Here is a 23,527-nt window from a genome sequence, read left to right as displayed (position 1 = left end):
CCGCGACCTTGCACATCCCGCAAATCCGCTCGGGAGCGAACGCTCTCAGTCGGGAAAGCTCAGGATCATTTTCAACAGTTTCGGAAACCGCGCATTGATGTCCTCCTCGCGCAGCACGTTACGGTGCTGCACACCTTGCTTCGACGTCCGGATCAGGCCGGCCTCCCGCAGGATCCGGAAATGGTTCGACAGGGTCGACTTCGCCATCTCGGGGCAGGGCGCGGCCTCGGTGCAGGACATGCAATCGTTCTGCGCGGCGAGGCTCTTGACGATGCGCAGCCGCATGGGATCCGCGAGCGCTCCAAGCACTCCGGCCAGCGTGATCTCGTTCCGCGGCGGGTGAACGAACTGCACCATGCCCAAAATATAGCCCGTCTCTTGAACTGTTTCAATAGTTCATTAGTATTGAACTATTGAATATCGGCGCCCTGCCGGTTCCTGGAGATAGGCGATGACGAAAAGACTCGAAGGAAAAGTAGCGCTCGTGACCGGCGCATCCAAAGGCATCGGTGCCGAGATTGCCATCCGGCTCGCGGCCGAGGGGGCGGCGGTCGCCGTCAACTACAGCAGCAGCAAGGAGGCCGCCGACCGCGTCGTCGCCGCCATCGTCGCCAAGGGCGGCAAGGCCGTCTCCGCTCACGGCAATCTGGCCGATCCCAAGAACGTGAAGAGCGTGGTCGCGGAGACCGTCAAGGCGTTCGGTCCGATCGACATCCTCGTCAACAACGCGGGCGTCTACGATTTCGCGCCGCTCGAGGACATCACGCCCGAGCATTTCCACAGGCATTTCGACCTCAACGTGCTCGGCCTGCTCCTGATCTCGGGGGAAGCGGTTCGGCACTTCAACGCCAAGGGCGGCAGCATCATCAACATCTCCTCCGGCGTATCGACCATCGCGCCGGCCAACACGGCCGTCTACACCGCGACGAAGGCATCGGTGGATGCGATCTCCTCCGTGCTGTCGAAGGAGCTGGCGCCGCGCAAGATCCGCGTCAACGCCGTCAATCCCGGCATGATCGCCACCGAGGGTGTGGTGTCCGCCGGCCTGCACGAAGGCGACATGCGCAACTGGATCGAATCCACCACCCCGCTCGGCCGCATCGGCAAGGTCGAGGAGATCGCCGCCGCAGTGGCCTTCTTCGCGTCGGACGATGCGTCCTACGTCACGGGTGAGACGCTCCACGTCACTGGCGGCCTGCGCTGACGAGGCGCGTACTCCGGCGGGCCGACGGTGCTGAAGGTCGTCGTCCCGGCATTGTCGGTGGTTACCCCTCGGACTTCGCCGGTTCCGATACGAAATGGCCCGCATTGAGCGGGCCATTCTTGTCTTTGGGGAAAGGCAGCCACGAGTCTCACGCGATCATTCCCCATCGATCCGCCATATTTTCATTGACGTCCTGCTGGCGGCGGGCGCGATTGTCGTGTGGTTCGCAAGAGACGGTGATCGGCTTGAACGACGTGACTGAATCAAGTGCGGCAATCTGGTGGCACGTCTACCCGCTTGGCTTTGTCGGCGCCGAACCTGAGGCCGCGGCGTGCAGTGGTGTCACCCATCGCCTCAGCCGGCTGACCGCGTGGCTCGATTATGCCGCGGACCTCGGCGTGTCCGGTATCATGCTCGGGCCGATCTTTGCCTCGTCGACCCACGGCTACGACACTGTCGATCATTTTGCGGTCGATCAGCGTCTGGGCGACGACGCTGATTTCGACGCCTTCATCGAAGCCGCGCGTCGCCGTCGCCTGCGTGTCGTGCTCGACGGCGTGTTCAACCATGTCGGCCGTGATTTTCCGGCTTTCCAGCGTGCGATCGCGGGCGGTCCGAATTCAGCGGAGCCGTCGTGGTTTCATCTGACATGGCCGGCGGGTACCGCTTCGCGGCAAGAGCCCGACTACGCGATGTTCGAAGGTCATCGTCAGCTTGTCGTCCTCAACCATGACGAGCCTGCCGTGGTTGACTATGTGACGCGCGTGATGACCCATTGGCTCGACCGCGGTGCGCATGGCTGGCGGCTCGATGCTGCCTATGCGGTTCCAAGACCGTTCTGGAAGAATGTCCTCCCGGCGGTTCGCACCCGGCATCCGGGCGCCTACATTTTCGGTGAGGTGATCCACGGCGATTATGCCGGCTTTGTTCGCGAGACCGGCGTCGATGCGGTGACGCAATACGAGTTGTGGAAGGCGATCTGGAGTTCACTCAACGACCGCAATCTCTTCGAGCTCGCCTGGGCACTCGGCCGGCACGACGTCATGCTCGACAGTTTCGTGCCGCAGACCTTTGTCGGAAATCACGATGTCACGCGCCTCGCGAGCCAGCTTCGCGATGAACGGCATCTGGCCCACGCGCTGGTCGTCCTGATGACCATTGGCGGCACGCCATCGATCTATGCCGGCGACGAGCAGGCCTTTCGGGGGATCAAGGAGCACCGCGCTGGGGGTGACGATGCGATCCGTCCCGCATTTCCCGCGACGCCGTTGGAGCTTGCGCCGTTCGGCTGGCCGATCTACCGGCTCCATCAGGAGCTGATCGGCTTGCGGCAACGCCGTCCCTGGCTGCGCCAGGCCCGCAGCCGCATCGTCGAACTCAGCAATACCGCGCTGACATTCGAATCCTCTCATGAGGACAACAGGGTGTGGGTCGCGTTGAATCTGGCCGACGCGCCCGTCCTGCGCGCAATCGACGGTCCGGCCGACATCCTCGGCGGCGTTGCTGCGTGTCGAAAGGGAGAGAGCACCGAAATCACATTGCCGCCCCACGGGTGGGCGATTCTGGGCTAGAGCGCGACGGGATCAGGTTCGATCGACGTCCGGGGTCACCTCTCCCCGACGGGGAGAGGTCGGATTGCTCCCGGCGATGCGAAGCATCGTCCGGTGCAATCCGGGTGAGGGGCCGCGGCACCCAGTGAGGCCAAAACCCCTCACCCGGACCGCATCTTCGATGCGACGTAGCCGAAGCTTCGCTTTGGCGTTCTTAGGAACGGCCGCCAAGGGCGGCCTATGCCTCTCCCTACGGGAGAGGTGATCGGAGCTCTCGGTTGGCATCGATTCAACCAAATCACATCGCGCTTTGGCGATCAGGGACAACCCGACGAAGCGGCACGCATCGCACGGGCCATTTTCGCTTCTGATCAAGCCTGGCGCGGCCCCTCAAAACCCCGCAATCGGTTTCCCGTCCGCTCCGACCAGCATCGACGGCGCCTCGCCGAACACTAGTCCCTCCGGCTGAAACTTGATCGTCTTGCCGCCCGCGACGAACTCGGCAAGATTCCGCGGCGTCGCCGAGTGCACGCCGTTGGTCAGGAAGTCGTCGATCTCGTAACAGGTGTCGGGCTTGCCGCCGGAGCCTTCGGCCAAATACGTCTGGAAGGTCTGGCTGGTCACCTTGGCCTTCTTGCGCGCCGACCAGTTGGTGTAGCGGCGGTAGAGTTTTGGCAGGATCACCGGGCCCTTGTCGGTCGCGAGCACGCCGGTCTCGTTCGTCTTGGGCTCGCGCAGACCGAAGTCGAAGGCGGGAACGGTCCTGGCGAGGTGCTTCCAGACCGGCAGCTTCTTCGTCCGCGCGGCCTTGGCGAGTGCGAGGAAGGCCTTGATCTCGTCGTCGTTCATCGAGGAATAGAAGGTCGGATAGGCAAAGCCCTGCTCGACCAGCCAGTGGTTGATGTCGACCGTCTGGCCGCCGACCGTCACCTCGATGTCGCCGACCAGCCTGCCATAGGTGTCGAACACCTCGTTCGGCGCATCGACATGGGTGAACACCCGGCAGGCCAGCGTCGGTCCGCCGGCGCCGCTGAGAAAATCATGTAGCGCCTTGCTCGCCGTCGCGCCGAGAAACTGCCGGTAGGGATGCGTGACCTCGTGGTAGGCCTGCCGCTTGGTGTCGCTCAGGCCCTTCTTCTCGGCGGGCGAGAGCGGCGATGGCTGGTAGTGCAGCTCCGGCGCGTCGATGCCCTAAAGGCGAACGGTCAGCTTGCCGTTCTTGATCGGCGCCGTGTTGGTCCGGCCCTTGACCTTGGCGTTGTCGAAGACGTGGGTCGGCTGGAACGGCGAGGCGTCGTTCTTGCGAAAGCGGATCGCATCGGGCGCGACTGTTACCACGACCTTGGTGGTGTCGGCATCCGACCGCCCTTCCGGCCAGAACTGCTTGACCTCGATGGTGCCTTCGACCTCCAGCAGTCCAACCGGCATCGGCCGCTCCTGTCAAACGAGCGCGTCGATCGCCTCAAGCAGGCGGCTCGCGCACACGACGGGAGCGGATCATTTTCGTGCGACAGGCCCATGACGGGGTGCGGCCGCGAGACAGTGCAACGCGGCCTTCGAGCGGAGCGGGCGGGGAATGATCGGTCCGTCGAGCAACGCATTCGCGGCTGGGCGAGGCGGCGTTGACATCGGACCTCCCTCCGTCGACCCGTCAGGTCCGACCCGAGATCAGGATTTGGAAGGCCTATGCGGGCAGACCATCGTCAGATAGAGCAGCGTCGGTTTGTCCGAGCCCTTCTTGTATTCCCATTCCAGCCGGATCTCGTGCCGGTGGGCGTAGGCATCGCTTGGTGCGTGGGTGATGATGTTGGTCTTCATCGGGATCGGCGGTTCGGAATTGAAACATTTCCGGACGCATGCATCGAGCAGATCGCATCGCGTCAGCGGGATGACGCCGGGCTCGTCCCTGGACAGGGGGACGGTGTTAGGTTGGGTACTGAGGTCGACGCGAGCTCGGCCCTTCTCCTTGTGCCAGAACTTGGCGCTGCCTTGCGGCCATGTCGACGGCGGGTTCAGGATCAGGTGGTATTGGCCGTATTCCAAAGTCGCGAGGTCGATGTCTTCCGAGGCCTTGAGCTTGGCCACGCTCTTTTTCATGTTCGCCAGCGGATAGTAATTGCTGTTCATCAGGTCTTTAAACGGCTTACCATTATAGACTAGCATGCCCATGTATTTTGCCCCTCAATCAGTGCCTGGCTTCCCCGGGAAATATGCAGCTCCGCAAAACTTGACGGCGAGAACAAGAGCCTGGCGACCCATCGTTCGTAACCACTTTCTCGCGCAACTCTTGGCAAACTACCACCTGGGACTGTGAAACGTCCAGATCAGCAACCGTCTAGGGGGCTGCTTTGCCCAGGATGAATCGCATGCCCCGTTGCTAACCAGGTTTCCATAAGCGATCTTATCGGCATCGTTCGCAGTGGCCAGCCGACCATGCCGCTGCAAGGTCTTGAGAGCACGGGAATGCTTTGCACGGCGTGTCAGTCGACAATCGACCCAGGCGACAGCCGATGCCCCAATTGCGGTGCCGGCGTGCGCCGCTCCGATCCCGACAGCGAACGACGGTTCGTCACAATTCTCCGGGCCGATGTCATCGATTCCACCGGGCTCGTTGCAGAGCTTGATCCGGAGGAGGCGGTCTCGCGCCTGGAGCCGGCCTTGGCGGCCATGAGGGGAGCAGTTCGGCAGTTTGGCGGCATCGTCAGCAAGGAGCTGGGCGATGGGCTTGCGGCGGTGTTTGGAGCCCCGATTGCGGACGACAACCATGCACCCATGGCCTGTCACGCGGCGATCGAGCTTGTCAGGCGCGTTGTAGGTCTGGGTGACCCCGGACTTCAGGTGCGGGTCGGTCTCCATTCGGGCCATGTCGTCGCCTACATGGTCGCCAGCGAGTTCTCCAAGGTCTACGAGATCGGTGGTGCCGCCCAGCATCTGGCTGCGCGGCTGGAGGCCTCGGCCGAGGCGAACCAGATCTACGCCTCGGAAGCCTGTCAAAAGCTCGCCGAAGGACATGTCCGGTTCGAATCGCTGGGCGGCAAGTCCCTGCGCGGCTTTAACCAGCCCGTGCCGGTCTACCGGATCGTAGGCGCGAGCGACCTGTCGAGTTGGCGGGTGCGGCGGGCGCGCAGCGTCTCTCGCTTCGTCGATCGCACCGCCGAGCGGGCCTTGCTGGAGCGCACCGCCGGAAACGCCCGGGCAAGCCGGCAGACGGTTCTGCTGCTTGGCGATGCGGGTATTGGCAAATCGCGGCTCGCGCATGAGTTTGCCCAGGAACTGAAGGCCGATGGCTGGCGGTTGATCGACGCCGAGTCCAGCCCGAACCTCCAGGGTGCGCCTTTCAGCACGCTCAAGCGGATCTTGCTGTCGGCAATGGATGTGGCAGCAAAGGACCCCGGCAATTGGGCGGATCTTCGGAAAGATCTGTCGGCGATCCAGCAAACCGCGCTCGATGCTGTGCTCGATCTGCCGATATCGAATCCGCACTGGGACGAGCTGGAGCCTCATGCACGGGGACGAGCGATCTCCGATGCGAGCTGTGCGATCGTCGGACGCCTGGCCAATCGCCAGCGAACGGTGGTTCTGCTCGAAGATCTGCATTGGATTGACCGGGCCAGCGATGTCGTCGTAGCCGCCATTGCCTCGCTACAGGCGGCCGGTCTTCTCGTGCTCTTTACCTCGCGACCCAATGGTATGCCGGTCTGGATTGCGCGCTGCCACGCAGAGATCGTCGCGATGCGGCCCCTCGACGACGATTCGGGATTGGCCATGCTGGCAGACATGCTTGGCTCCTCCGAAACGAACGCCGATCTGAAGAGCCGGATCATTTCTCACACCGCCAACGTTCCTCTGTTCATCGAAGAGGTTTGCCGCGGATTGAAGGATAGCGGCACCCTGCGCGGCCAATGGGGCGATCTTGCGCTCGTGCGCCCAATTGACGAACTCGGCATTCCGACCAGCATCCAGGGCGTTATTGCAGCGCGTCTCGATCGGGTGTCGAAGCAAGAACGATCTGTCCTGCAGATCGCCGCCACGCTGGGCTCGAGATCGAACGAAGCCATGCTGGGGAAGATTGCAGCCCTGCCTGACGAGGTTCTACAAGGTTGCCTCGCAGCACTTGATCGCGCCGAGTTGCTGGTCAGGATCGATAGCGAATTGGAAAATTCGCTGGAGTTCCGACACGAGATGGTCCGGCAGGTCACCTACGACTCGATGGTCGAAAAGGTGCGCGAAGACATCCATGCGCGCGTTCTTTCGACCCTTGAAAGCAGCGAAGGCGGCGCCGACGATCCCGACAAGCTATGCTATCACGCCACGCGGGCGAAGGATTGGGACAAGTCGTTCAACTACGGCAGGGCTTCGGCGAGAAGATGTCTGGCGCGGTCGGCATTTACCGACGCGGCCGACTATTTCGAGACCGCGATGCGATCGTTGGATATGACGCCGGAAAATCCCTCGAGGGAAGCGAGTGCCGTGGATGTTCGCATCGAGGCGCGTGCGGCGTTCATCGCGTCGGGCCAGCTCGCCGAATGGTTGAACCTCGGCAAGGAGGCCGCGCGGCGCGCCGATGCGATCAACGACATCGGGCGGAAGGTCGCTGCCATGACCGTCATGGCAGCTGCACAGAACTTTTATGGGACACCAATCGAAGCGGTCACCGCCGGTGAGGAGGTGGTGCGCCTTGCGCAGGAGTGGGGCAATCCGGGGTGGCTCAATGCTGCGCAATACGGTCTCGGCCAGGTGTATTTTCTTGCCGGACGCTATCGTGACGCCGATCGGTTTTTTGCGCGGAGCTGTGCCCAACTGACGGGGCCGGAGGCCAGTGCTCCTTTCGGTTCGACCCCGAAATATGCGTTACTGCTCTGCTGCATGATGAACAGCATCAACAACGCCGTCATGGGTGAGCTCGATGCCGCCGAGCAGCTCCAGCAACAAGCCGCCGCGATCGCGGAGGAGACCGGCCGTCCCTACGACCGCGTCGCCGCCGCCTATAGCGGGGGCTGGCTGAAGCTCGGCCGCAACGAGCCGGCGGCCGCTGCCGCCATTCTCGAGGAAGGCTTCGTGCTGGCGCAGAAGCACGGCATCCGCCTGTTCGTGCCGGTGCTCGCGTGCCATCTCGGCATCGCCTATCTCGAGCAGGGCCTGTTCGACCGGGCGCGCGGCATGCTCGGCGAAGCGCGCGAGGAGGCGAAGGCGGTCGGCTATACCTCGGCGGTGCTGCGCAGCTCGATCTACCTGGCGCTGGCCACCTCCCGGCTCGGCGACGTCCAGGCCGCGCAGAACATGCTGCGTGAGGCGCGCAACACCGCGCGGCAGCAGGGGTTTTCGGGCCTCGAGGCCGAGGCCCTGTTCGGCGAAGCCGTGGTGACGCCGCCGAAGGATGCGGCGAACAAGGCCGCGATCATCGTCGCCCTGCGCGCGGCCGTCGCCATCGCTTCCGAGAGCGGCGCGCTGCCGCTCAAGCAGAAGGCCGAGGCGATGCTGAACGGGATGCTCGCCCGGGGCGAGCTCACCTGACTTGGCCGTCCAATCCGCCTGTCGTGCGATCGTACCGTCGCAGCACGCGTCTTGCCCGACGCGTCATTTTTATTTCTTAGCTAAAACAATGGCTTAGAGCGCTGCCTCTACTGTGCATGGGGTTGTTTTCGATGTTGTTGTGCGAAGCTCGCCGCTTTGCGCGGGCACCAAGGTCGGCTACCGTTGGCGGTCAGCTAGCCGCAGGGCCAGGTGATTTTCTGATTCGCATTTTTTAGCATTGCATTTTGCCGGCGCCGCCATGGCGCGACGCCCACCGGACGAGGCGGGGCCATGATCACACGGGACCAGTCGGCACTCCTGGCGCCGGTCGAGCGCGACCTGCGGCTCGATCTCTTCCGCGGCATCGGCCTGTGGATGATCTTCCTCGACCACATCCCGCACGACGTCGTGGCCTGGCTGACGCTGCGCAATTACGGCTTCAGCGACGCCGCCGAGTTCTTCGTCTTCATCTCCGGCTATCTGGTCGGCTGGATCTACGGGCCGATCATCGCGGGCGGCTGGTTTCTCGCCGCGCTGAAGCGGCTGTGGCGGCGCGCGGCCGAGATGTACGTCGCCCACATCATGCTGTTCCTCTTGTTCACGGCGCAGATCGCCCGCACCGCGCGCCGCTTCGACAATCCGATGTACGAGCACGAGTTCAACGTGTTCAATTTCCTGTCGCATCCGGACGAGTTGATCGGGCAGGCGATCCTCTTGAAATACAAGCCGGTCAATCTCGACGTGCTGCCGCTCTACATCACGCTGGTGTTCGCCGCGCCCTTCATCGTCTGGGGCCTGGTGCGGCGGCCGAACCTGACGCTCGCCGCCTCCGTCGTGCTCTATGTGCTGTCGCGCTGGTTCAACTGGAACATCGCCTCCTATCCGCCCGGCACGACCTGGTACTTCAATCCGTTCTGCTGGCAGCTGATGTTCGTGTTCGCGGCCTGGTGCGGCATCGGCCAGATCGGGAAGATCGCGACATGGGTGTGGTCGAAGGCGGTGATGGGACTGGCTGCGGCCTGGCTCGTCTTCGCGCTCCTGATCGTGATGACCTGGCACATTCCCGCGCTCGAGGCCCTGATCCCGAAATGGATGATCAAGGCGATCTACCCGATCGACAAGACCGATCTGGACATGCTGCGCTTCACGCATTTCCTGGCGCTGGCGGTCTGGGTCACCCATTTCATCTCGCGCAAATGGCGGGCGCTGCACACGCCTTGGCTGCGCCCCGTCATCCTCTGCGGCCAGCATTCGCTGCCGATCTTCTGCTTGGGCGTGTTCCTGTCGTTCTCGGCGCACTGGATCCTGACGCAATACACCAAGGGCTTCTGGGAGCAGCTCGCCGTCTCCATCGTCGGCATCGTCATCATGATCGGCGCCGCCTGGCTGCTCGATCGTGCCGAACGCGTGCCCAGCCTGTTCGTGAAGGTGACGGAGGTCGAGGAGCCGGAGGCTCCGGCCGAGAGCGCCGCGGCCGGCGCCGCAGCCCCTGCGAGCCGCTGAAGTATCGCGTCGCCTGCATGTCACGCAGAGCTCCAACGGAGAGGTCCATGTCCAGACGCTTGTTGACGATCGCCGGCACTCTCCTGTTCCTGGTCTGCGGTGCCTCCGCACAAGCGCCATCGCCGGAGGCGATGAACGCGGCGCGCAAGCTCGTCGTCACGCTGAAGATTGCGGACCAGTATCGTGCGCTGCTGCCGCAGCTCCTGCTCAAGCTCCGGCCCGTGGTCGCCCAGGACAGGCCGGAGATCGAGCGCGATTACGACGCGCTGACGGCGCCCGGCTCCCAGATCTATGCTCCGTTCGTCGCTGCGATGATCGACCAGATCGCGGCTGTCTATGCCACCAGTTTTACCGTGGACGAGCTGCGCCAGATCGAGGCGTTCTACGCCCAGCCCGTGGGACGAAAATTCCTAGAGAAGTCGGACGCGCTGGCGCAGGCGAGCGCACAGATCGGCCAGGATGTCAGCCAGAAGGCGGCCGACGAGTTGAAGCAGCGCCTGATCGAGGCGCTGCGCCAGAAGGGGCACAAGTTCTGAGGCGGCCGCCACCCGTCGACCTAATTGGTCAGACGAACGGGTGAGGCTTTGGTGAACAGCGTGGTGAACGCCGACTGGATGGCCGTCGGATCCGAGGTGCGGATGAAATAGGTGCCGGCACAGGCCGACAGCGCGATCGGAATGTCGTCGACCCGGGTCGCGCCGCCGAGGCTGCCCGGCTGGCCGAGCGTCGCGTTGTAGCCCCAGTCCCAGGTCATCGGGTAGTAGGGCGTGTTGAGGATCGCGACGGTGACGCCCTTGTTCTTGAGGGTCGTGCAGAAGCTGGTGTCGAACACTTTCACCTGCGAGCGCAGCGAGGTCTGGCTGACCCATGCGCGGGTGGGATCGTTGACGCCGTCGGTTGCCAGGATCACCAGCTTCTGCGGACTGGTGAGCGAGCTTCCGTCGCCACCATTGCCGACGATCGAGACGAAATTGCTGATCAGGCTGTCGAACGGTGTCGCGGCGGCCGCGTCGCTGCTCGCCAGTCCCGGCGCCGGGAAATTGTAGGAGACCGACGTGAAGTTCGAGGTCAGGGCGGACATCTGCGTCAGCGAGCTGTCGAATGACCACAGGCCGACCCGCACATAGTTCTTGAAGGTCGTCTTGCTGTTCAGATAGGTCAGCAGGTTCTGCACGCCCTGGTTCACGACCTGGTAGCGTAGCTGGATGCCCTTGTTCAGCGCCCAGGCATAGGAATCCGTGCCGTTGGTCTGATCGTGGCAGGCGAGCGCGCAGCCGGTGCCGTTGATCATCTGCGTGATGCCGGCCTGGGTCGAGGGCAGCAGCATCGACGAGGAGATGTCGACCAGGAGATACACGTTCTGATAGGGCTGCGTCGTCGACGAGGTGTTCGATGCCACCGACAGCAGCAAATTCGGTTGCCCCATCATCCCGAGGAAGTTCGTGGTGAAGGTCGTGCTCGCGTTGCCGGTCCCCGACAGCGTCAGTCCATTCACGGTGAAGTTCGTGACGAGTTGGGAGACGATGCCGGACGTGTTGCCGGTGAACAAATTGCTCGCCGCTGTGTTTGCCGCGCTGATCGCCGTGCTCTGGCTCGCGCCGGAATCGAGCGCCTGCTTGCCGGCGGCCGCGCCCGCGAGCAGCGCCAGGTCCAGCGCCTGCTGGAGCTTGGTGCGTTGCTTGTTGGCGATGGTGTAGTCGATCGCGACGCCGACGAATCCCATGATCGGGACCAGCGCCAGCGCAAAGAGGATGGCGATGTTGGCGCGATTGTCGCGGCCGAAGGTGCTGAGAACTCTGAAACCCAAGGCGGAAACTCTCAAAGGTATGAAACAAAGCTGCGCATCCGGATGTCGGAGACACGCGTGCGCAGCTCATACCTAGAGCCGTAACGTTATCAGGTTCCGAACTCGGAACTCCGTATCATTCCGGGGTATGGAAGGTTATCGCCCCCGACCGAGGCCACCGCGAGTCCGTGGAGGCCCCGGCGCTCGTGGGCAAGCCTCACTTCACCAGCGGGCAGCCGCCGTCCTTCAGCGGACGAAACGCCTGGTCGGCAGGCACCTCGGCGAGCAACTTGTAGTAATCCCACGGGCCCTTCGATTCCTCGGGCTTCTTCACCTGGAACAGGTACATGCTGTGGACCATGCGGCCGTCCTCGCGCAGGACGCCGTTGTCGGTGAAGGCATCCTTCACCGGCAGCTCGCGCATCTTGGCCATCACGGTCTTGGTGTCCTTGGTGCCGGCGGCCTGCACGGCCTTGAGGTAATGCAGCGTCGCGCTGTAGGTCGCGGCCTGGTTCATCGTCGGCATGCGTTTGACGCGATCCAGGAAGCGCTTGCCGAAAGCGCGGGTCTTGTCGTTGAGATCCCAGTAATAGGCCTCGGTGATGATCAGCCCCTGCGCGAGCTCAGCCCCAGGCTGTGTACGTCGGAGATGAACATCACGATCGCCGCCAGGTTCTGGCCGCCGGCGACGATGCCGAACTCGCCGGCCTGCTTGATCGCGTTGATGGTGTCGCCGCCGCCGTTGGCAAGCCCGATGATCTTGGCCTTGGAGGCCTGGGCCTGGAGCAGGAAGGACGAGAAGTCGGCGGTGTTGAGCGGATGCTTGACGCTGCCGAGCACCTCGCCGCCTGCTGCCTTCACGACGTCGCCGGTGTCGCGCTCGACCGAATGGCCGAACACGTAGTCGGCGGTGAGAAGAACCATGTATCGCCGCCGTTCTTGACGATGGCGCTGCCGACGGTGTGGGCGTTGGCATAGGTGTCGTAGGTCCAGTGCGCCGTGTAGGGCGAGCAGGACTTCCCGGTGATGTCGGAGCTCGCCGCATCCGTCACGATCATGATCTTCTCGGACTGCTTCGACAGCTCCATCACCGCGAGCGCAGTGGCCGAGGTCGGCAGGTCGATGATCATGTCGACGCCCTCGGTCTCCCACCATTTGCGGGCGATGGTGGAGGCGACGTCGGGCTTGTTGAGGACATCCGCCGAGACCATGTCGATCGGCTTGCCGAACATCTGTCCGCCAAAATCCTCGATGGCCATCTTGGTAGCCTCGACGTTCCCCATGCCGCCGATGTCGGAATAGACCGAGGAGAAATCGGAGAGCACGCCGATCTTGAGCGGGGTCTGCTGGGCGGACGATGGATCGATGAAAGACGCAGACAGCAGCCCGGCCGCAAAAGCGGCGCGCGCGATCCGATGCATGGCATGTCCCCCGATATTTATTGTTGGTGCACCAGTCCAAACTTGCCCCGGCGAAACGGCAATTCTTGCGTCATGACGCCACCATGCAGGCAATTTGACGCGGCCGGCAGCGCCGACTACGCTTCGCGCAAATTACAGATCCTGGGGAGTGGAAATGTCGAGCGATACTGCAGCCACCATCGCGAAAGCACGCGAGCATTCCATCGGCGATCTCCTGCGCCGGTCGGCGGGCCGCGATCCGGGCAAGCTCGCGGTGAGCTGCGGCGGTGTGAGCTGGACCTTCGCCGAGATGGACGCGATCTGCAACCGGCTCGGCCGCGGCCTGCTCGGTCTCGGCGTCAAGAAGGGCGATCGCCTCGCCGTGCTCTCGCGCAACTCGCATGCCTTTGCCGTGCTCCGCTTCGCGCTGGCGCGGATCGGCGCAGTGCTGGTGCCGATCAATTTCATGCTCAATCCGGACGAGATCAATTTCATCCTGAAGAGCTCCGGCGCAAAGCTGCTCGCGGCGGGGCCGGATTTCGTCGAGTCGGCGCGGGCGGCCAGCGCCAAGGAGTGCGCGGTCGAGAAGATGATCTGGCTGCCGGGCGAGGATCCGGCATCCGCGCCCGCGGGCCTCACCACCTTCGACGACCTCCTCAGCCCCGACGGCTCGTTCCTGGAGGCGTCCGTCGACAGCCGCGACCTCGCGCAGATCGTCTACACCAGCGGCACGGAGTCGCTGCCCAAGGGAGCGATGCTGACCCATGAAGCGGTGATGTGGCAATATGTCAGCTGCATCATCGACGGCGGCATGAGCGTGGACGACAAGTTCCTGCATGCGTTGCCGCTCTATCACTGCGCGCAGCTCGACGTGTTCCTCGGGCCGCAGATCTATCTCGGCGCCTCCGGCGTGATCACCGGCAAGCCGACCGCCGACAACATTCTGGCGCTGATCCAGGCGCACAAGATCACCTCCTTCTTCGCGCCACCGACGATCTGGATCGCGATGCTGCGCTCGCCGAATTTCGACACGACCGATCTGTCGACGCTGCAGAAGGGCTATTACGGCGCTTCGATCATGCCGGTGGAAGTCCTGCTCGAACTGCAGCGCCGGTTGCCCGCCGTAAAGTTCTGGAATTTCTACGGTCAGACCGAGATCGCGCCGCTCGCGACCGTGCTGCGGCCCGAGGACCAGCTGCGCAAGGCCGGCTCGGCCGGCAAGCCCGTGCTCAATGTCGAGACCCGCGTGGTCAACACGTCCATGGAAGACGTGAAAGTCGGTGAGGTCGGCGAGATCGTGCATCGCTCGCCGCACCTGTTGTCCGGCTATTACAACGATCCCGTCAAGACAGCGGCGGCGTTTACCGGCGGCTGGTTTCACTCCGGCGATCTCGCCACCGTCGACGACGAGGGCCACATCACCGTGGTCGACCGCGTCAAGGACATGATCAAGACCGGCGGCGAGAATGTCGCGAGCCGTGAGGTCGAGGAGATGGTCTATCGCATCCCCGCCGTCTCCGAGGTCGCCGTGGTCGGCCTGCCCGATCCGCGCTGGATCGAGGCGGTGACGGCGATCGTCGTGGTCAAGAGCGGCGAGAAACTCGACGAGGAGTCCGTCATCAAGCACTGCGCCGGCCAGATGGCTCATTTCAAGGTGCCCAAGCGCGTCATCTTCGTCGATGCCCTGCCGAAGAACCCGAGCGGCAAGCTGCTCAAGCGCGAGCTGCGCCAGCGCTTCGTCGGCGGCGAGACGCTGGACAGGGCGATTCAGAAGAACTTCGGCACCTGAGACGGAGCATTTGCCATGAAAGCCTGGCAGGTCGCGCGCGAATGGTCGATCGAGGGGATGGAGTTGGCCGATCTGCCCGAGCCCGCGCCCGGCCCCGGCCAGGTCGCGGTGCGGATGAAGGCGGCATCGCTGAACTATCGCGACCTGCTCACGGTGCAGGGCAAGGGTGGTGTCACCAGATTACCGCTGATCCCGTTCTCGGATGGTGCCGGCGAGGTGATCGCGGTCGGCGAGGGCGTTGCCCGCATCGTGGTCGGTGATCGCGTCTGTCCGATGTTCTTCCAGTCCTGGATCGACGGGAAGGTCTCGGCGACCAGTCGCCGCCACGCGCTCGGCGGCACGCGGCCGGGTGCGTTGCAGGAGGTCATGCTGTTCGACGCCGAAGGTGTCAGCCGCATCCCTTCGCATCTTTCATTCCAGGAGGCTGCGACGCTTCCTTGCGCGGGGCTTACGGCATGGCGCGCGCTGTTCGAGGAAGCCAATGTGAAGCCCGGCGACATCGTGCTGGTGCAGGGCACCGGCGGCGTATCGATCTTCGCGCTGCAATTCGCAAAGCTCGCCGGCGCAATTGTGATCGTGACCTCGTCGAGCGACGAGAAGCTCGAACGCGCCCGCGCGCTCGGGGCTGACCACACCATCAACTACCGCTCGGTTCCGGAATGGGGCAAGGCGGCCTCGGACTGGACCGGCGGCGGCGTCGACCACGTTGTCGAGGTCGGCGGCAAGGACACCTTTGCGCAGTCGCTTGAGGCTATCAGGGTCGGCGGGACCATTCTCGTGATCGGCGTGCTCTCCGGCTTCTCGCAGCAGATCGCGATTCCGAGCCTGTTCTCCAAGAATTTGCACGTCATCGGCCTCTCCGTCGGAAGCCGCCGCATGTTCGAGGGCATGACCGCTGCGATCGGGCGCAACGGGATGAAGCCGGTGATCGACCGCGTGTTCGGCTTCGATGCCGTGCCCGACGCACTGCGGCTGATGCAGCGGGGCGGACACTTCGGCAAGATCGTGGTGGAGTTCTCCTAAGAGCACGCAATGACGGTCTAATACTTCTTCACCGCAGCCCCGAACGCGAGCCACAGCGCCATCGAGGCGAGGCCGAAGCCGCCGAGCAGCAGGAAGGTCGGGCCGTAGCCGATCCACTCGGCGATCCAGCTGCCGAGTGCGGGGCTCAGGCTTGCACCGATGCCCTGCACGGTGATCACGGCGCCCTGGCCGAGATTGATGCGACCGGTGCCGTTGAGCGAGCGCGCGACCATGCCGGGGACGGCAACCGTCTGGAGCCCGGTGCCGATGCCGTCGAGCACCTGCATCGGCACCACGCCCCACCATCCCGTGACGAAGAAGGCGAGCACGCCGCGGACCGGCAGGAACATGAAGGAGACGAGAATAACCGGCCAATAATTGCGCCTGCTCGCCGCCTGCATCGCGATCAACGACGTCACGACCATCACGCCCTGCGCGATCACGACGGTGGTCGCGACGAAGCTCGGGCCGTTGGCCTGGCCTTCGGCCACCGCCGCAAGCCCGTAGAGCGGCACGATGGCGGCGCTCGCGATCGACTGCGCGACTTGTGAGAAGGTCACCGCTCAGAAATTCTGCGAGATCAGGATGATCGCGGATGCGAGAACGACGCAGATGCCGGGAATGACGACCCACAGGCGCTTGTTGCGGCTGGCATCGATGAACCCGCCGATCGGCGTCGTGATCAGCATGCCCGCGACATTGCCGATCGTCATGGCGGTGCCGATCAATCCGCTCGCCCAACCGCGTTCCTGGAGGAATACGCCGACGAACGGCCCAATGCCCGACTGCATGTCGGCCATGAAGAAGTTGAGTGCAAACAGTGGCCAGATGCGTGGTGGGGAGGGGCGCGATGTCATCGAGACGCTGAACGTGTTTCTGCCGATCGGTGGGGTTCGCGCAAAACTGATCGTGATGACTGGCCAATTGCGCCGGCGTGGACCAGAACGTAACCTGCGTTGACAGCGTTGGTTCCTCCACATTTGCGTCCGCGGAGTGATGTCACTTCACTCCGTGCCGGCCTCTTTCGGATCCTGGCGATGCCCCTCTGGACCTGCGAAACCTGCGGCGCGCAATTCCCGGCCAGCGAAAAACCTCCTGCATCATGTCCGATCTGCGACGACGAGCGCCAGTTCGTGAACTGGTCGGGCCAAACCTTCCTCACGCGGGAAACATTGGCGGAGCGTAACCGCGTTGTCTGGCGCGACGATCTCGGCCTGACCGGCCTTGCACTCGAGCCGAGCTTCGCCATCGGCCAGCGCGCCTTGCTCGTGCCGCTCAAGGACGGCTGCGTGATGTGGGACTGCGTGCCGCTGGCAACGCCGGAGGCGATCGCGCAGGTGCGTTCTCTCGGCGGGCTGAAGGCGATCGCGATCTCGCATCCGCATTACTATGGCGCGCTCGCCGACTGGAGTGACGCGTTCGGCGGTATTCCGGTTTATCTGCACGCGGATGACCGCGAATGGGTGACGCGACCGCACCCGTCGATCGTGCATTGGACCGGCGACAGCCATCGCATCTCCGATGAGGTGGTGCTGCTGCGCAGCGGCGGCCATTTCGCCGGTGCGACCATGTTGCACTGGCGGCAGGGCGCGGACGGCAAGGGGGCGCTGCTCACCGGCGACATCGCGCAGGTGACGATGGACCGCCGCTTCGTCAGCTTCATGTACTCCTATCCGAACTACATGCCGCTCAATGCCGCCGCGGTGCGGCGGATCGCTGGCGTTGTCGAGCCGTTCGGCTTCGATCGCATCTATGGAGCCTGGTGGGGGCGCAACATCGCCACCGGGGCCAAGGCCGCATTCGCGGCATCTGTCGCACGCTATCTGGCGGCCATCGCCTGAGCCGGCGAACCGACCGGATTTATCTTGCTGCCCGTCAATATATGTACTATTTGTACAGTTATTGAGCGTGGGGCGACGATGCGTCGACGGCCCGGCATGATCGATGCATCGCCATTTCAGCGGCGCGTTCTGCGGCCGCGTGAGCGGAGTTGAGCGCATGGCTGCGCAGCGCGACTACGAGATCTTCGAGGCCGGCGACGTCACGCTCCAGTCCGGGGCCGTGGTCCCTTCGCTGAAGCTCGCCTACAAGACCTACGGTGCGATGAGCCCGGCCAAGGACAATGTGATCCTTTATCCGACGTCGTTCAGCGCGCAGCATGCCGACACCGAATGGCTGATCGGGCCCGGCGGCGTACTCGATCCCGAACGTTACTTCGTCATCATCCCGAATCTGTTCGGCAACGGCCTGTCCTCCTCGCCGTCGAACTTCGCAGGGTCGTTTCCGACGGTCACCTATCACGACGCCATCGCAGTCCAGCACCGGCTGCTCACCGAGCGCTTCGGCATCTGGAAGCTCGCGCTGGTCTATGGCTGGTCGATGGGCGGCATGCAGGCCTATCACTGGGCCGCCTGCCATCCCGATATGGTCGAGCGCGCCGCGGTGGTCTGCGGCAGCGCGCGTTGCGCGCCTTATAATTATGTCTTCCTCGAAAGCGTGAAGGCGGCGCTATCAGGCGATCCCGCCTTCCGCGACGGCCGGTTCGTCGAGAAGCCCGTTGCGGGCTATCGGGCCATGGGACGCGTCTATGCCGGCTGGGCGATGTCGCACGGCTTCTATCGCGACGAGCTCTGGCGCGAGGCCGGATTTACGTCCCTGGAGGATTACCTTGTCCGTGGGTGGGACGCGACGTTCGCGCGTCGCGATGCCAACGACCTGCTGGCGCAGATCGGCATCTGGCAGAGCGGCGATATCAGCCGGTGCGCCGCATTCGGCGGCGATTTCGATCGCGCGCTCGCCGCGATCAAGGCGCATATGCTGCTGATGCCCGGCGCGACCGATCGCTATTTCGACGTTCGCGACAACGAGGACGAGCTCGGCCGGCTGGTCAACGCAAAATCGGCGGTGCTGCATCCGATTCCGTCGCTGCACGGTCATCGCGCCGGCAATCCCGTCAACAATCCGCGCGACCAGGCCTTCCTCAAGGCCGAGATCGCGGAGCTCCTCGGTAAGTAAGACAGGTATCCGACCATGACTGACGCGACCGCTTCAGAGCCCGGCCATCGCCTCAAGCCGCTCACACCTGCGATGCTGCGCGAATTGTCGGTTCGCTCGAATCTGAGGGGCGCTGCGCAAAGCCTCGGTCATTATGGCGCGATCGTGCTGATCGGCGCGCTGATCTGGAAGGTCACCTCCAGCCTTGGCGTGCTCTGGGCGCTGCCGCTGATGGTGCTGCAGGGGTATGTCGTCGCCTTCCTGTTCATGGCCGTGCACGAGACCGCGCACAAGACCGCGTTCAGGAGCCGCAGCCTCAATCTCGCAATCGGCTATCTCTCGGCCTTCATCATCGGATTGCCGTACGAATATTACTGCCTGTTTCACTGGGACCATCACCGCTACACCCAGGATCCGGAGAAGGACCCGGAGCTGATCGTCGGCGTGAAGCCGACATCCGACACGCAGCTCGCGATCGCCTATAGCGGCTTGCTCCAGGTCGCCGGCCGTCTCCGGCTGATGCTCTACCATGCCGCCTCCGGCAAGGTCGTCGTGCCCTGGATTCCAGAGACCAAGCGCGCCACCATCGTGACCGAGGCACGGGCCTATGTCGCGCTCTATGCGCTGCTGCTTGCGCTCTCCCTGTGGTCGTCGTCGGCGTTGCTGCTCTGGGTCTGGATCGTCCCGCTGATCATCGGGCAGTTCTTCCTGCGGCCCTATCTCTATGCCGAGCACACCGGTTGCGACCGCACGCGCAGTGCTTTCCAGAACACGCGCACCACCTACACCGGCGCGATGGTCAAATGGATCGCGTGGAACATGCCGTACCACGTCGAGCATCACGCCTATCCCTCGATACCCTTTCACGCCCTGCCGAAGTTGAACGAGATCGTCGACGGCGAGATCGTCTATCGCGGGCCTGGCTACATCGCGACCACGCGCGAGACCTGGGCCTGGTTTCGCCGGCATCGGCAGACCGGCTAACCGAACGCGCATCTCGAAGTTCGCCCCTCGACTTGCCGGCTTCCGATAGGGAGCTTTACCGCGTGTTCACCGCACGCTTAGCTTGGGCGGATCATTCCGATACCGTCCCGTCATGCCGCGCCGGGAGACACAGAAACGCCGATCGAAATCAATCGTTTGGCAGCCACCGAAACGTGGCTAACAAGGCGTTCCGGATCGGGAAAGTTTTAGCGGCCTTGTATTCACGACGGGGTGAGCCCGCTGTTCTAGCGTCGACGGAATCAACGCCGCAGACGTCGGGAGAGATGGGCAATGAGCGCGACGAGAAGCCGTCTTCTGGTGGTCGATGACGATCTGGTGCAGAGGGTTCTGATCGGCAAGATCGGCGCGAAGCTCGGCTACGATACCGTCGTCGCCCCATCCTTCGAGGCCGCGACCGAGCTTCTGGCGCGAGAAACCTTCGAGATCATGGCGCTCGACCTGTCGCTCGGCGAGCGGGACGGGGTGGAGCTGCTGCGCTTTGTCGCCGAGCGAAACCTCCACGCGATGTCGATCGTGATCATCAGCGGCTGCGACGACCGCATCATGAAGGCAACGCGACGGCTCGCGAGCGGATTGAAGCTGCCGATCGGTGGTTGCCTGACCAAGCCGCTCGATCTGAATCGGTTGCGCAACGCGCTCGAATTGCCGCAGCGGTCGCCGCTGGCCGCGACGTCCGCCTCGCCGTCGCTCCTGATCACGCCGGAGAGAATCGTGCGGGGGCTCGCCGATGGCGAGTTCTACGTCGAATTCCAGCCGAAGATCGGGCTTCAGACCGGAAGGGTCGTCGGCGCCGAGGCGCTCGCGCGCTGGCGTACCGCCGAGTTCGGCATGGTCTCGCCGCTGGTCTTCATCCCGGTCGCCGAGCAGGCCGGCCTCATGCGCGAAGCAACCGACTGCATCCTGTCGTCAGCGATGTCGCAGGGCCGCAAGCTGATCGAGCGAAATCCCGGCTTCACCATCGCCGTCAACATGTCGGGTTCGCTGATGTCGGACCTGACCTTGCCCGAGCGGATCGAGGAGATACTGCGCCGCGAAAACATCTCGCCGTCGTCGCTGACGGTCGAGATCACCGAGACCACGGCGATGGCCGACGTCGACCGCGCCAACGACATTCTGGTGCGGCTGCGGATCAAGAAGATCGGCACCGCCATCGACGATTTCGGCACCGGCTATTCGTCGCTTGCGGCGCTGGCACGGTTGCCGTTCAGCGAGCTGAAGATCGACCAGTCCTTCATTAAGGGCTGCGAAACCGACGACGATATGATGAAGATCGTCGATGCCTCCGTCGCACTTGCGAAGGCGTTCAACATGAAGGTCGTGGCCGAGGGCGTCGAAAGCCCGGAGGCGCTCGAGATCATACGCCGGATCGGCTGCGACGTTGCCCAGGGCTATTTCTTCGCTCCTTCGCTGCGGCGCTCGCGCGCCGAACGATGGATATCGCAGCGCAATTCTCTCGCGGACGAGCAGGCCGGCTCCGTGCCAGAGGTGACGGCTCTCGCGAGCTGAGACGACGAACCCCGGTCGCGAAGCGACCGGGGTTGCGCCAGCCGATGCAGGTGGGCTCAGTAGACCCCGTAGGCGCAGACATTCACGACGCGGACGCGCAGGCCGTGGCGGGTCCGGACGAGGCGCTCCTGGTAGCAGTTGTTGACGCCGGTGTTGACGTAGATTCCGCCAAAACCCCAGCCGGGACCCCAGTGATGGTGGAAGCCGTGGGCCGAGGCGGCCGTGGGCGCGAGAGCGGCAACGCCGAGCGAACCGGCAGCGATCAGACCGAGGGCAAGCTTACGAAACATCTTCATTCTCCAATATGGCGCGAGGCCGTTGTTGTGTCCCTGCATCTCGGTCGGGTCGAAATGCGAATGCGTTCACGCAGCGGGCCGAGAATCGTGTTTCAGGATTGTTTCGTCGGCTGCGGCGAGCTGCGCCGCCATCATGCTTTCCGTGTCGCGCGATACCGCGCGGCCATGGCTTGCGTCATCTCGGCGATCTTCTCGCGGAGATCGGCGGGCTCCAGCACCTCGGCCTCGGGACCGAGCCGCAGCAATTCCGCGGCCGCGTGCCACGACGTCTTCCCGGTCGGCACCCTGGCGATACGCCAGCCGTCCGCGTCGGCGGCGTCTTCGATCTGCGTGCGCGCCTTGACGTAAGGCTGGCTCAGCGCACCGAGCATTTTCACGCCGAACGGCGACAGTCGCACGACCGCGACATTCGGATGCATCTCCGCCTCGAGGCGCTGCGTCGCGGCCTGCCAATAGGCGGCGAGGTCGAAATCGGCGGGACGATCGAAAGGGTCGTCGAGCGCCGTGCAATCGAGCACGCGCGCGACGCGATAGGTGCGTACGCTGCCGTCGACCTGCCCCGCGAGATACCAGCTGCCGCCCTTCAGCACGAGCCCGAGCGGCGCGACGCGTCGCTGCTTTTCGGCACGCCAGCTCTGATAGCGGATCTTGATCAGCGTCCCGCGCAGCGCCGCACCGGCAATGCTGCGCAGGTGCTTTGGTTCTTCCGCCTCGCCGAACCAGCCGGGGGCATCCAGGTGAAAACGCTCCTGCATCCTCCCCGCGTCCTCGCGCAGATTCGCGGGCAGCGCGGCCATCAGCTTGTTCTGCGCGGCGATCATCGCTGCATCGAGCCCGAGCGCTGCCGCCGGTCCCGGCAACCCGGTCAGGAACAGCGCTTCGGCCTCGTTCTGCGACAGGCCGTTCAGCCGCACGCGATAGCCATCGAGCAGGCGATAGCCGCCCTCCGCGCCGCGGTCGGCATAGACGGGGACGCCGGCGGCGGCGAGCGCGTCGATGTCGCGATAGATCGTACGCACCGACACCTCGCAGGCTTCCGCAAGTTCGGGCGCGGTGACCTGCCCCCTGGCCTGGAGGGTGGTGAGGATCGACAGCATCCGGCTCGCGCGCATGATCCCTTAAACCATACCTGACACAGGATGTCAGGTATGGGCCGCTACAAGGTGCGCACCGCCAGCCCACGCCCGAGGAGCCCCGCCATGACCGATCCAAATCGCATCACGCTGTATTATTCGCCGCAAAGCCGCGCCACCGGCACGCGGGTGCTGCTGGAGGAGCTGGGGGCTCCTTACGATCTCCATGTCCTCAACATGAAGGCCGGCGAGCAGCGGCAGGGCGCCTATCTCGCCATCAACCCGCTCGGCAAGGTCCCGGCGATCCGCCATCGCGATGCGCTGGTCACCGAGCAGGTCGCGATCACCATCTATCTCGCCGACCTGTTTCCGCAGGCGGGATTGACGCCCGCGCTGAACGATCCGCTGCGCGGCCCGTACTTGCGCTGGATCGCCTATTACGGCGCCTCGTTCGAGCCGGCGCTGATCGACAAGTTCATGCAGCGCGAGCCGGCGCCGATCACGCAATCGCCCTATGCCGATTACGATACCATGTTGGCTGCGCTGGAGACGCAATTGTCAAAGGGGCCTTATCTGCTCGGCGAGCGCATGACGGCCGCCGATGTTCTCTGGGGCGTTGCGTTCAGCTGGACGATGATGTTCGGCATCGTGCCGAAAAAGGACGTCTTCGTCCGCTATGCCGAGCGGATGACGTCACGGCCTGCGTTCCAGCGGATCACGGCGGCCGACGCCGAGATGGCGGCGCAGCATGCTGCCGCCGTTGGTGGGTGAGCCGGCGCCTCAGTCTCGGTCGTCGTCCCGGCCTCCGCCCTAGGGCATGCACATATCTGGTGCGACGGATTGACTCGGGTCGAGGGTAAGGGGTTCCAGAATCGGGAATCCGT

At 64.0% G+C, this 23,527-nt stretch carries 20 protein-coding genes and 2 pseudogenes; 13 read left to right on the top strand and 9 right to left on the bottom strand.

Annotation, left to right across the window (positions count from 1 at the left end):
• Positions 1–45 precede the first annotated feature (45 nt).
• The gene (locus tag AC1RUR_RS09715; protein ID WP_492843221.1) at positions 46–357 is read right to left on the bottom strand and encodes an ArsR/SmtB family transcription factor; all 312 of its coding nucleotides are present in this window, start codon (positions 355–357) and stop codon (positions 46–48) included.
• 94 nt (positions 358–451) lie between these two features.
• On the opposite strand from AC1RUR_RS09715, the gene AC1RUR_RS09710 reads away from it, so the two are divergent.
• The gene (locus AC1RUR_RS09710) at positions 452–1,204 is read left to right on the top strand and encodes an SDR family NAD(P)-dependent oxidoreductase (RefSeq protein ID WP_492843219.1); all 753 of its coding nucleotides are present in this window, start codon (positions 452–454) and stop codon (positions 1,202–1,204) included.
• A gap of 104 nt (positions 1,205–1,308) precedes the next feature.
• A complete protein-coding gene (locus tag AC1RUR_RS09705) occupies positions 1,309–2,775 on the top strand; it encodes an alpha-amylase family glycosyl hydrolase (protein ID WP_492843217.1) in 1,467 nt (488 codons plus the stop codon).
• Positions 2,776–3,144: 369 nt separating this feature from the next.
• On the opposite strand, the gene AC1RUR_RS09700 is transcribed toward AC1RUR_RS09705, so the two are convergent.
• The 3 genes from AC1RUR_RS09700 to AC1RUR_RS09690 form a co-directional block, all read right to left on the bottom strand.
• On the bottom strand, positions 3,145–3,882 hold the full coding sequence (locus AC1RUR_RS09700) for a thermonuclease family protein (RefSeq protein WP_492843884.1): 738 nt from the start codon (positions 3,880–3,882) through the stop codon (positions 3,145–3,147).
• Between the two features lie 63 nt (positions 3,883–3,945).
• Complete coding sequence (locus tag AC1RUR_RS09695) at positions 3,946–4,182, bottom strand: hypothetical protein (protein ID WP_492843215.1); 237 nt, start codon at positions 4,180–4,182, stop codon at positions 3,946–3,948.
• Positions 4,183–4,422: 240 nt separating this feature from the next.
• Positions 4,423–4,923: a hypothetical protein gene (locus tag AC1RUR_RS09690; protein ID WP_492843213.1), complete on the bottom strand. Its 501-nt coding sequence runs from the start codon at positions 4,921–4,923 to the stop codon at positions 4,423–4,425.
• A gap of 294 nt (positions 4,924–5,217) precedes the next feature.
• Between AC1RUR_RS09690 and AC1RUR_RS09685 the strand changes: the two genes are divergently transcribed.
• From AC1RUR_RS09685 to AC1RUR_RS09675, 3 genes are all read left to right on the top strand, one after another.
• Positions 5,218–8,268 carry an ATP-binding protein gene (locus AC1RUR_RS09685; protein ID WP_492843882.1) on the top strand — a complete coding sequence of 1,017 codons (3,051 nt, stop codon included), beginning with the start codon at positions 5,218–5,220 and terminating at the stop codon, positions 8,266–8,268.
• 291 nt (positions 8,269–8,559) lie between these two features.
• Complete coding sequence (locus AC1RUR_RS09680; RefSeq protein WP_492843211.1) at positions 8,560–9,771, top strand: OpgC domain-containing protein; 1,212 nt, start codon at positions 8,560–8,562, stop codon at positions 9,769–9,771.
• Between the two features lie 47 nt (positions 9,772–9,818).
• Positions 9,819–10,307, top strand: a complete 489-nt coding sequence (locus tag AC1RUR_RS09675) for a DUF2059 domain-containing protein (protein ID WP_492843209.1) — start codon at positions 9,819–9,821, stop codon at positions 10,305–10,307.
• 20 nt (positions 10,308–10,327) lie between these two features.
• Here the strand turns inward: AC1RUR_RS09675 and AC1RUR_RS09670 are convergent, their stop codons facing one another.
• Both AC1RUR_RS09670 and AC1RUR_RS09665 read right to left on the bottom strand, forming a co-directional pair.
• On the bottom strand, positions 10,328–11,578 hold the full coding sequence (locus AC1RUR_RS09670) for a TadE/TadG family type IV pilus assembly protein (protein ID WP_492843207.1): 1,251 nt from the start codon (positions 11,576–11,578) through the stop codon (positions 10,328–10,330).
• 196 nt (positions 11,579–11,774) lie between these two features.
• Positions 11,775–12,840 (bottom strand): annotated as a pseudogene (locus tag AC1RUR_RS09665) (ABC transporter substrate-binding protein).
• A 292-nt stretch (positions 12,841–13,132) separates the two neighbouring features.
• On the opposite strand from AC1RUR_RS09665, the gene AC1RUR_RS09660 reads away from it, so the two are divergent.
• Complete coding sequence (locus AC1RUR_RS09660; protein ID WP_492843205.1) at positions 13,133–14,746, top strand: acyl-CoA synthetase; 1,614 nt, start codon at positions 13,133–13,135, stop codon at positions 14,744–14,746.
• 15 nt (positions 14,747–14,761) lie between these two features.
• Entirely contained in the window at positions 14,762–15,769 is a 1,008-nt protein-coding gene (locus AC1RUR_RS09655; protein ID WP_492843203.1) for a zinc-dependent alcohol dehydrogenase family protein, read from the top strand.
• A gap of 17 nt (positions 15,770–15,786) precedes the next feature.
• Here AC1RUR_RS09655 and AC1RUR_RS09650 read toward each other — a convergent pair.
• Positions 15,787–16,626: pseudogene (locus AC1RUR_RS09650) on the bottom strand (MFS transporter).
• Here AC1RUR_RS09650 and AC1RUR_RS09645 point away from each other — a divergent pair.
• The 5 genes from AC1RUR_RS09645 (at position 16,568) to AC1RUR_RS09625 (ending at position 21,274) form a co-directional block, all read left to right on the top strand.
• Positions 16,568–16,729 carry a hypothetical protein gene (locus AC1RUR_RS09645; protein ID WP_492843910.1) on the top strand — a complete coding sequence of 54 codons (162 nt, stop codon included), beginning with the start codon at positions 16,568–16,570 and terminating at the stop codon, positions 16,727–16,729. The pseudogene AC1RUR_RS09650 and the gene AC1RUR_RS09645 sit on opposite strands and share 59 nt — an antisense overlap.
• 77 nt (positions 16,730–16,806) lie before the next feature.
• Positions 16,807–17,610: an MBL fold metallo-hydrolase gene (locus AC1RUR_RS09640; protein ID WP_492843201.1), complete on the top strand. Its 804-nt coding sequence runs from the start codon at positions 16,807–16,809 to the stop codon at positions 17,608–17,610.
• 157 nt (positions 17,611–17,767) lie between these two features.
• On the top strand, positions 17,768–18,784 hold the full coding sequence (locus AC1RUR_RS09635) for an alpha/beta fold hydrolase (RefSeq protein ID WP_492843199.1): 1,017 nt from the start codon (positions 17,768–17,770) through the stop codon (positions 18,782–18,784).
• Positions 18,785–18,799: 15 nt separating this feature from the next.
• Positions 18,800–19,747 carry a fatty acid desaturase gene (locus AC1RUR_RS09630; RefSeq protein ID WP_492843197.1) on the top strand — a complete coding sequence of 316 codons (948 nt, stop codon included), beginning with the start codon at positions 18,800–18,802 and terminating at the stop codon, positions 19,745–19,747.
• A 291-nt stretch (positions 19,748–20,038) separates the two neighbouring features.
• Complete coding sequence (locus AC1RUR_RS09625) at positions 20,039–21,274, top strand: EAL domain-containing protein (protein WP_492843195.1); 1,236 nt, start codon at positions 20,039–20,041, stop codon at positions 21,272–21,274.
• Between the two features lie 56 nt (positions 21,275–21,330).
• Here the strand turns inward: AC1RUR_RS09625 and AC1RUR_RS09620 are convergent, their stop codons facing one another.
• Together AC1RUR_RS09620 and AC1RUR_RS09615 are read right to left on the bottom strand one after the other, a co-directional pair.
• Positions 21,331–21,564, bottom strand: coding sequence for a hypothetical protein (locus AC1RUR_RS09620; RefSeq protein ID WP_492843193.1), 234 nt, complete (start codon positions 21,562–21,564; stop codon positions 21,331–21,333).
• Between the two features lie 137 nt (positions 21,565–21,701).
• On the bottom strand, positions 21,702–22,682 hold the full coding sequence (locus AC1RUR_RS09615; RefSeq protein WP_492843191.1) for a helix-turn-helix transcriptional regulator: 981 nt from the start codon (positions 22,680–22,682) through the stop codon (positions 21,702–21,704).
• 87 nt (positions 22,683–22,769) lie between these two features.
• Between AC1RUR_RS09615 and AC1RUR_RS09610 the strand changes: the two genes are divergently transcribed.
• Positions 22,770–23,414 (top strand): glutathione S-transferase family protein, encoded by a 645-nt coding sequence (locus AC1RUR_RS09610; RefSeq protein WP_492843189.1) that lies wholly within the window; start codon positions 22,770–22,772, stop codon positions 23,412–23,414.
• Positions 23,415–23,527 lie beyond the last annotated feature (113 nt).

This window comes from Bradyrhizobium sp. GW821-FHT12B03 (genome assembly GCF_058807535.1).
The sequence above is the reverse complement of the archived record's forward strand: the minus strand, read 5'-3'. Positions and strand labels throughout refer to the sequence as shown.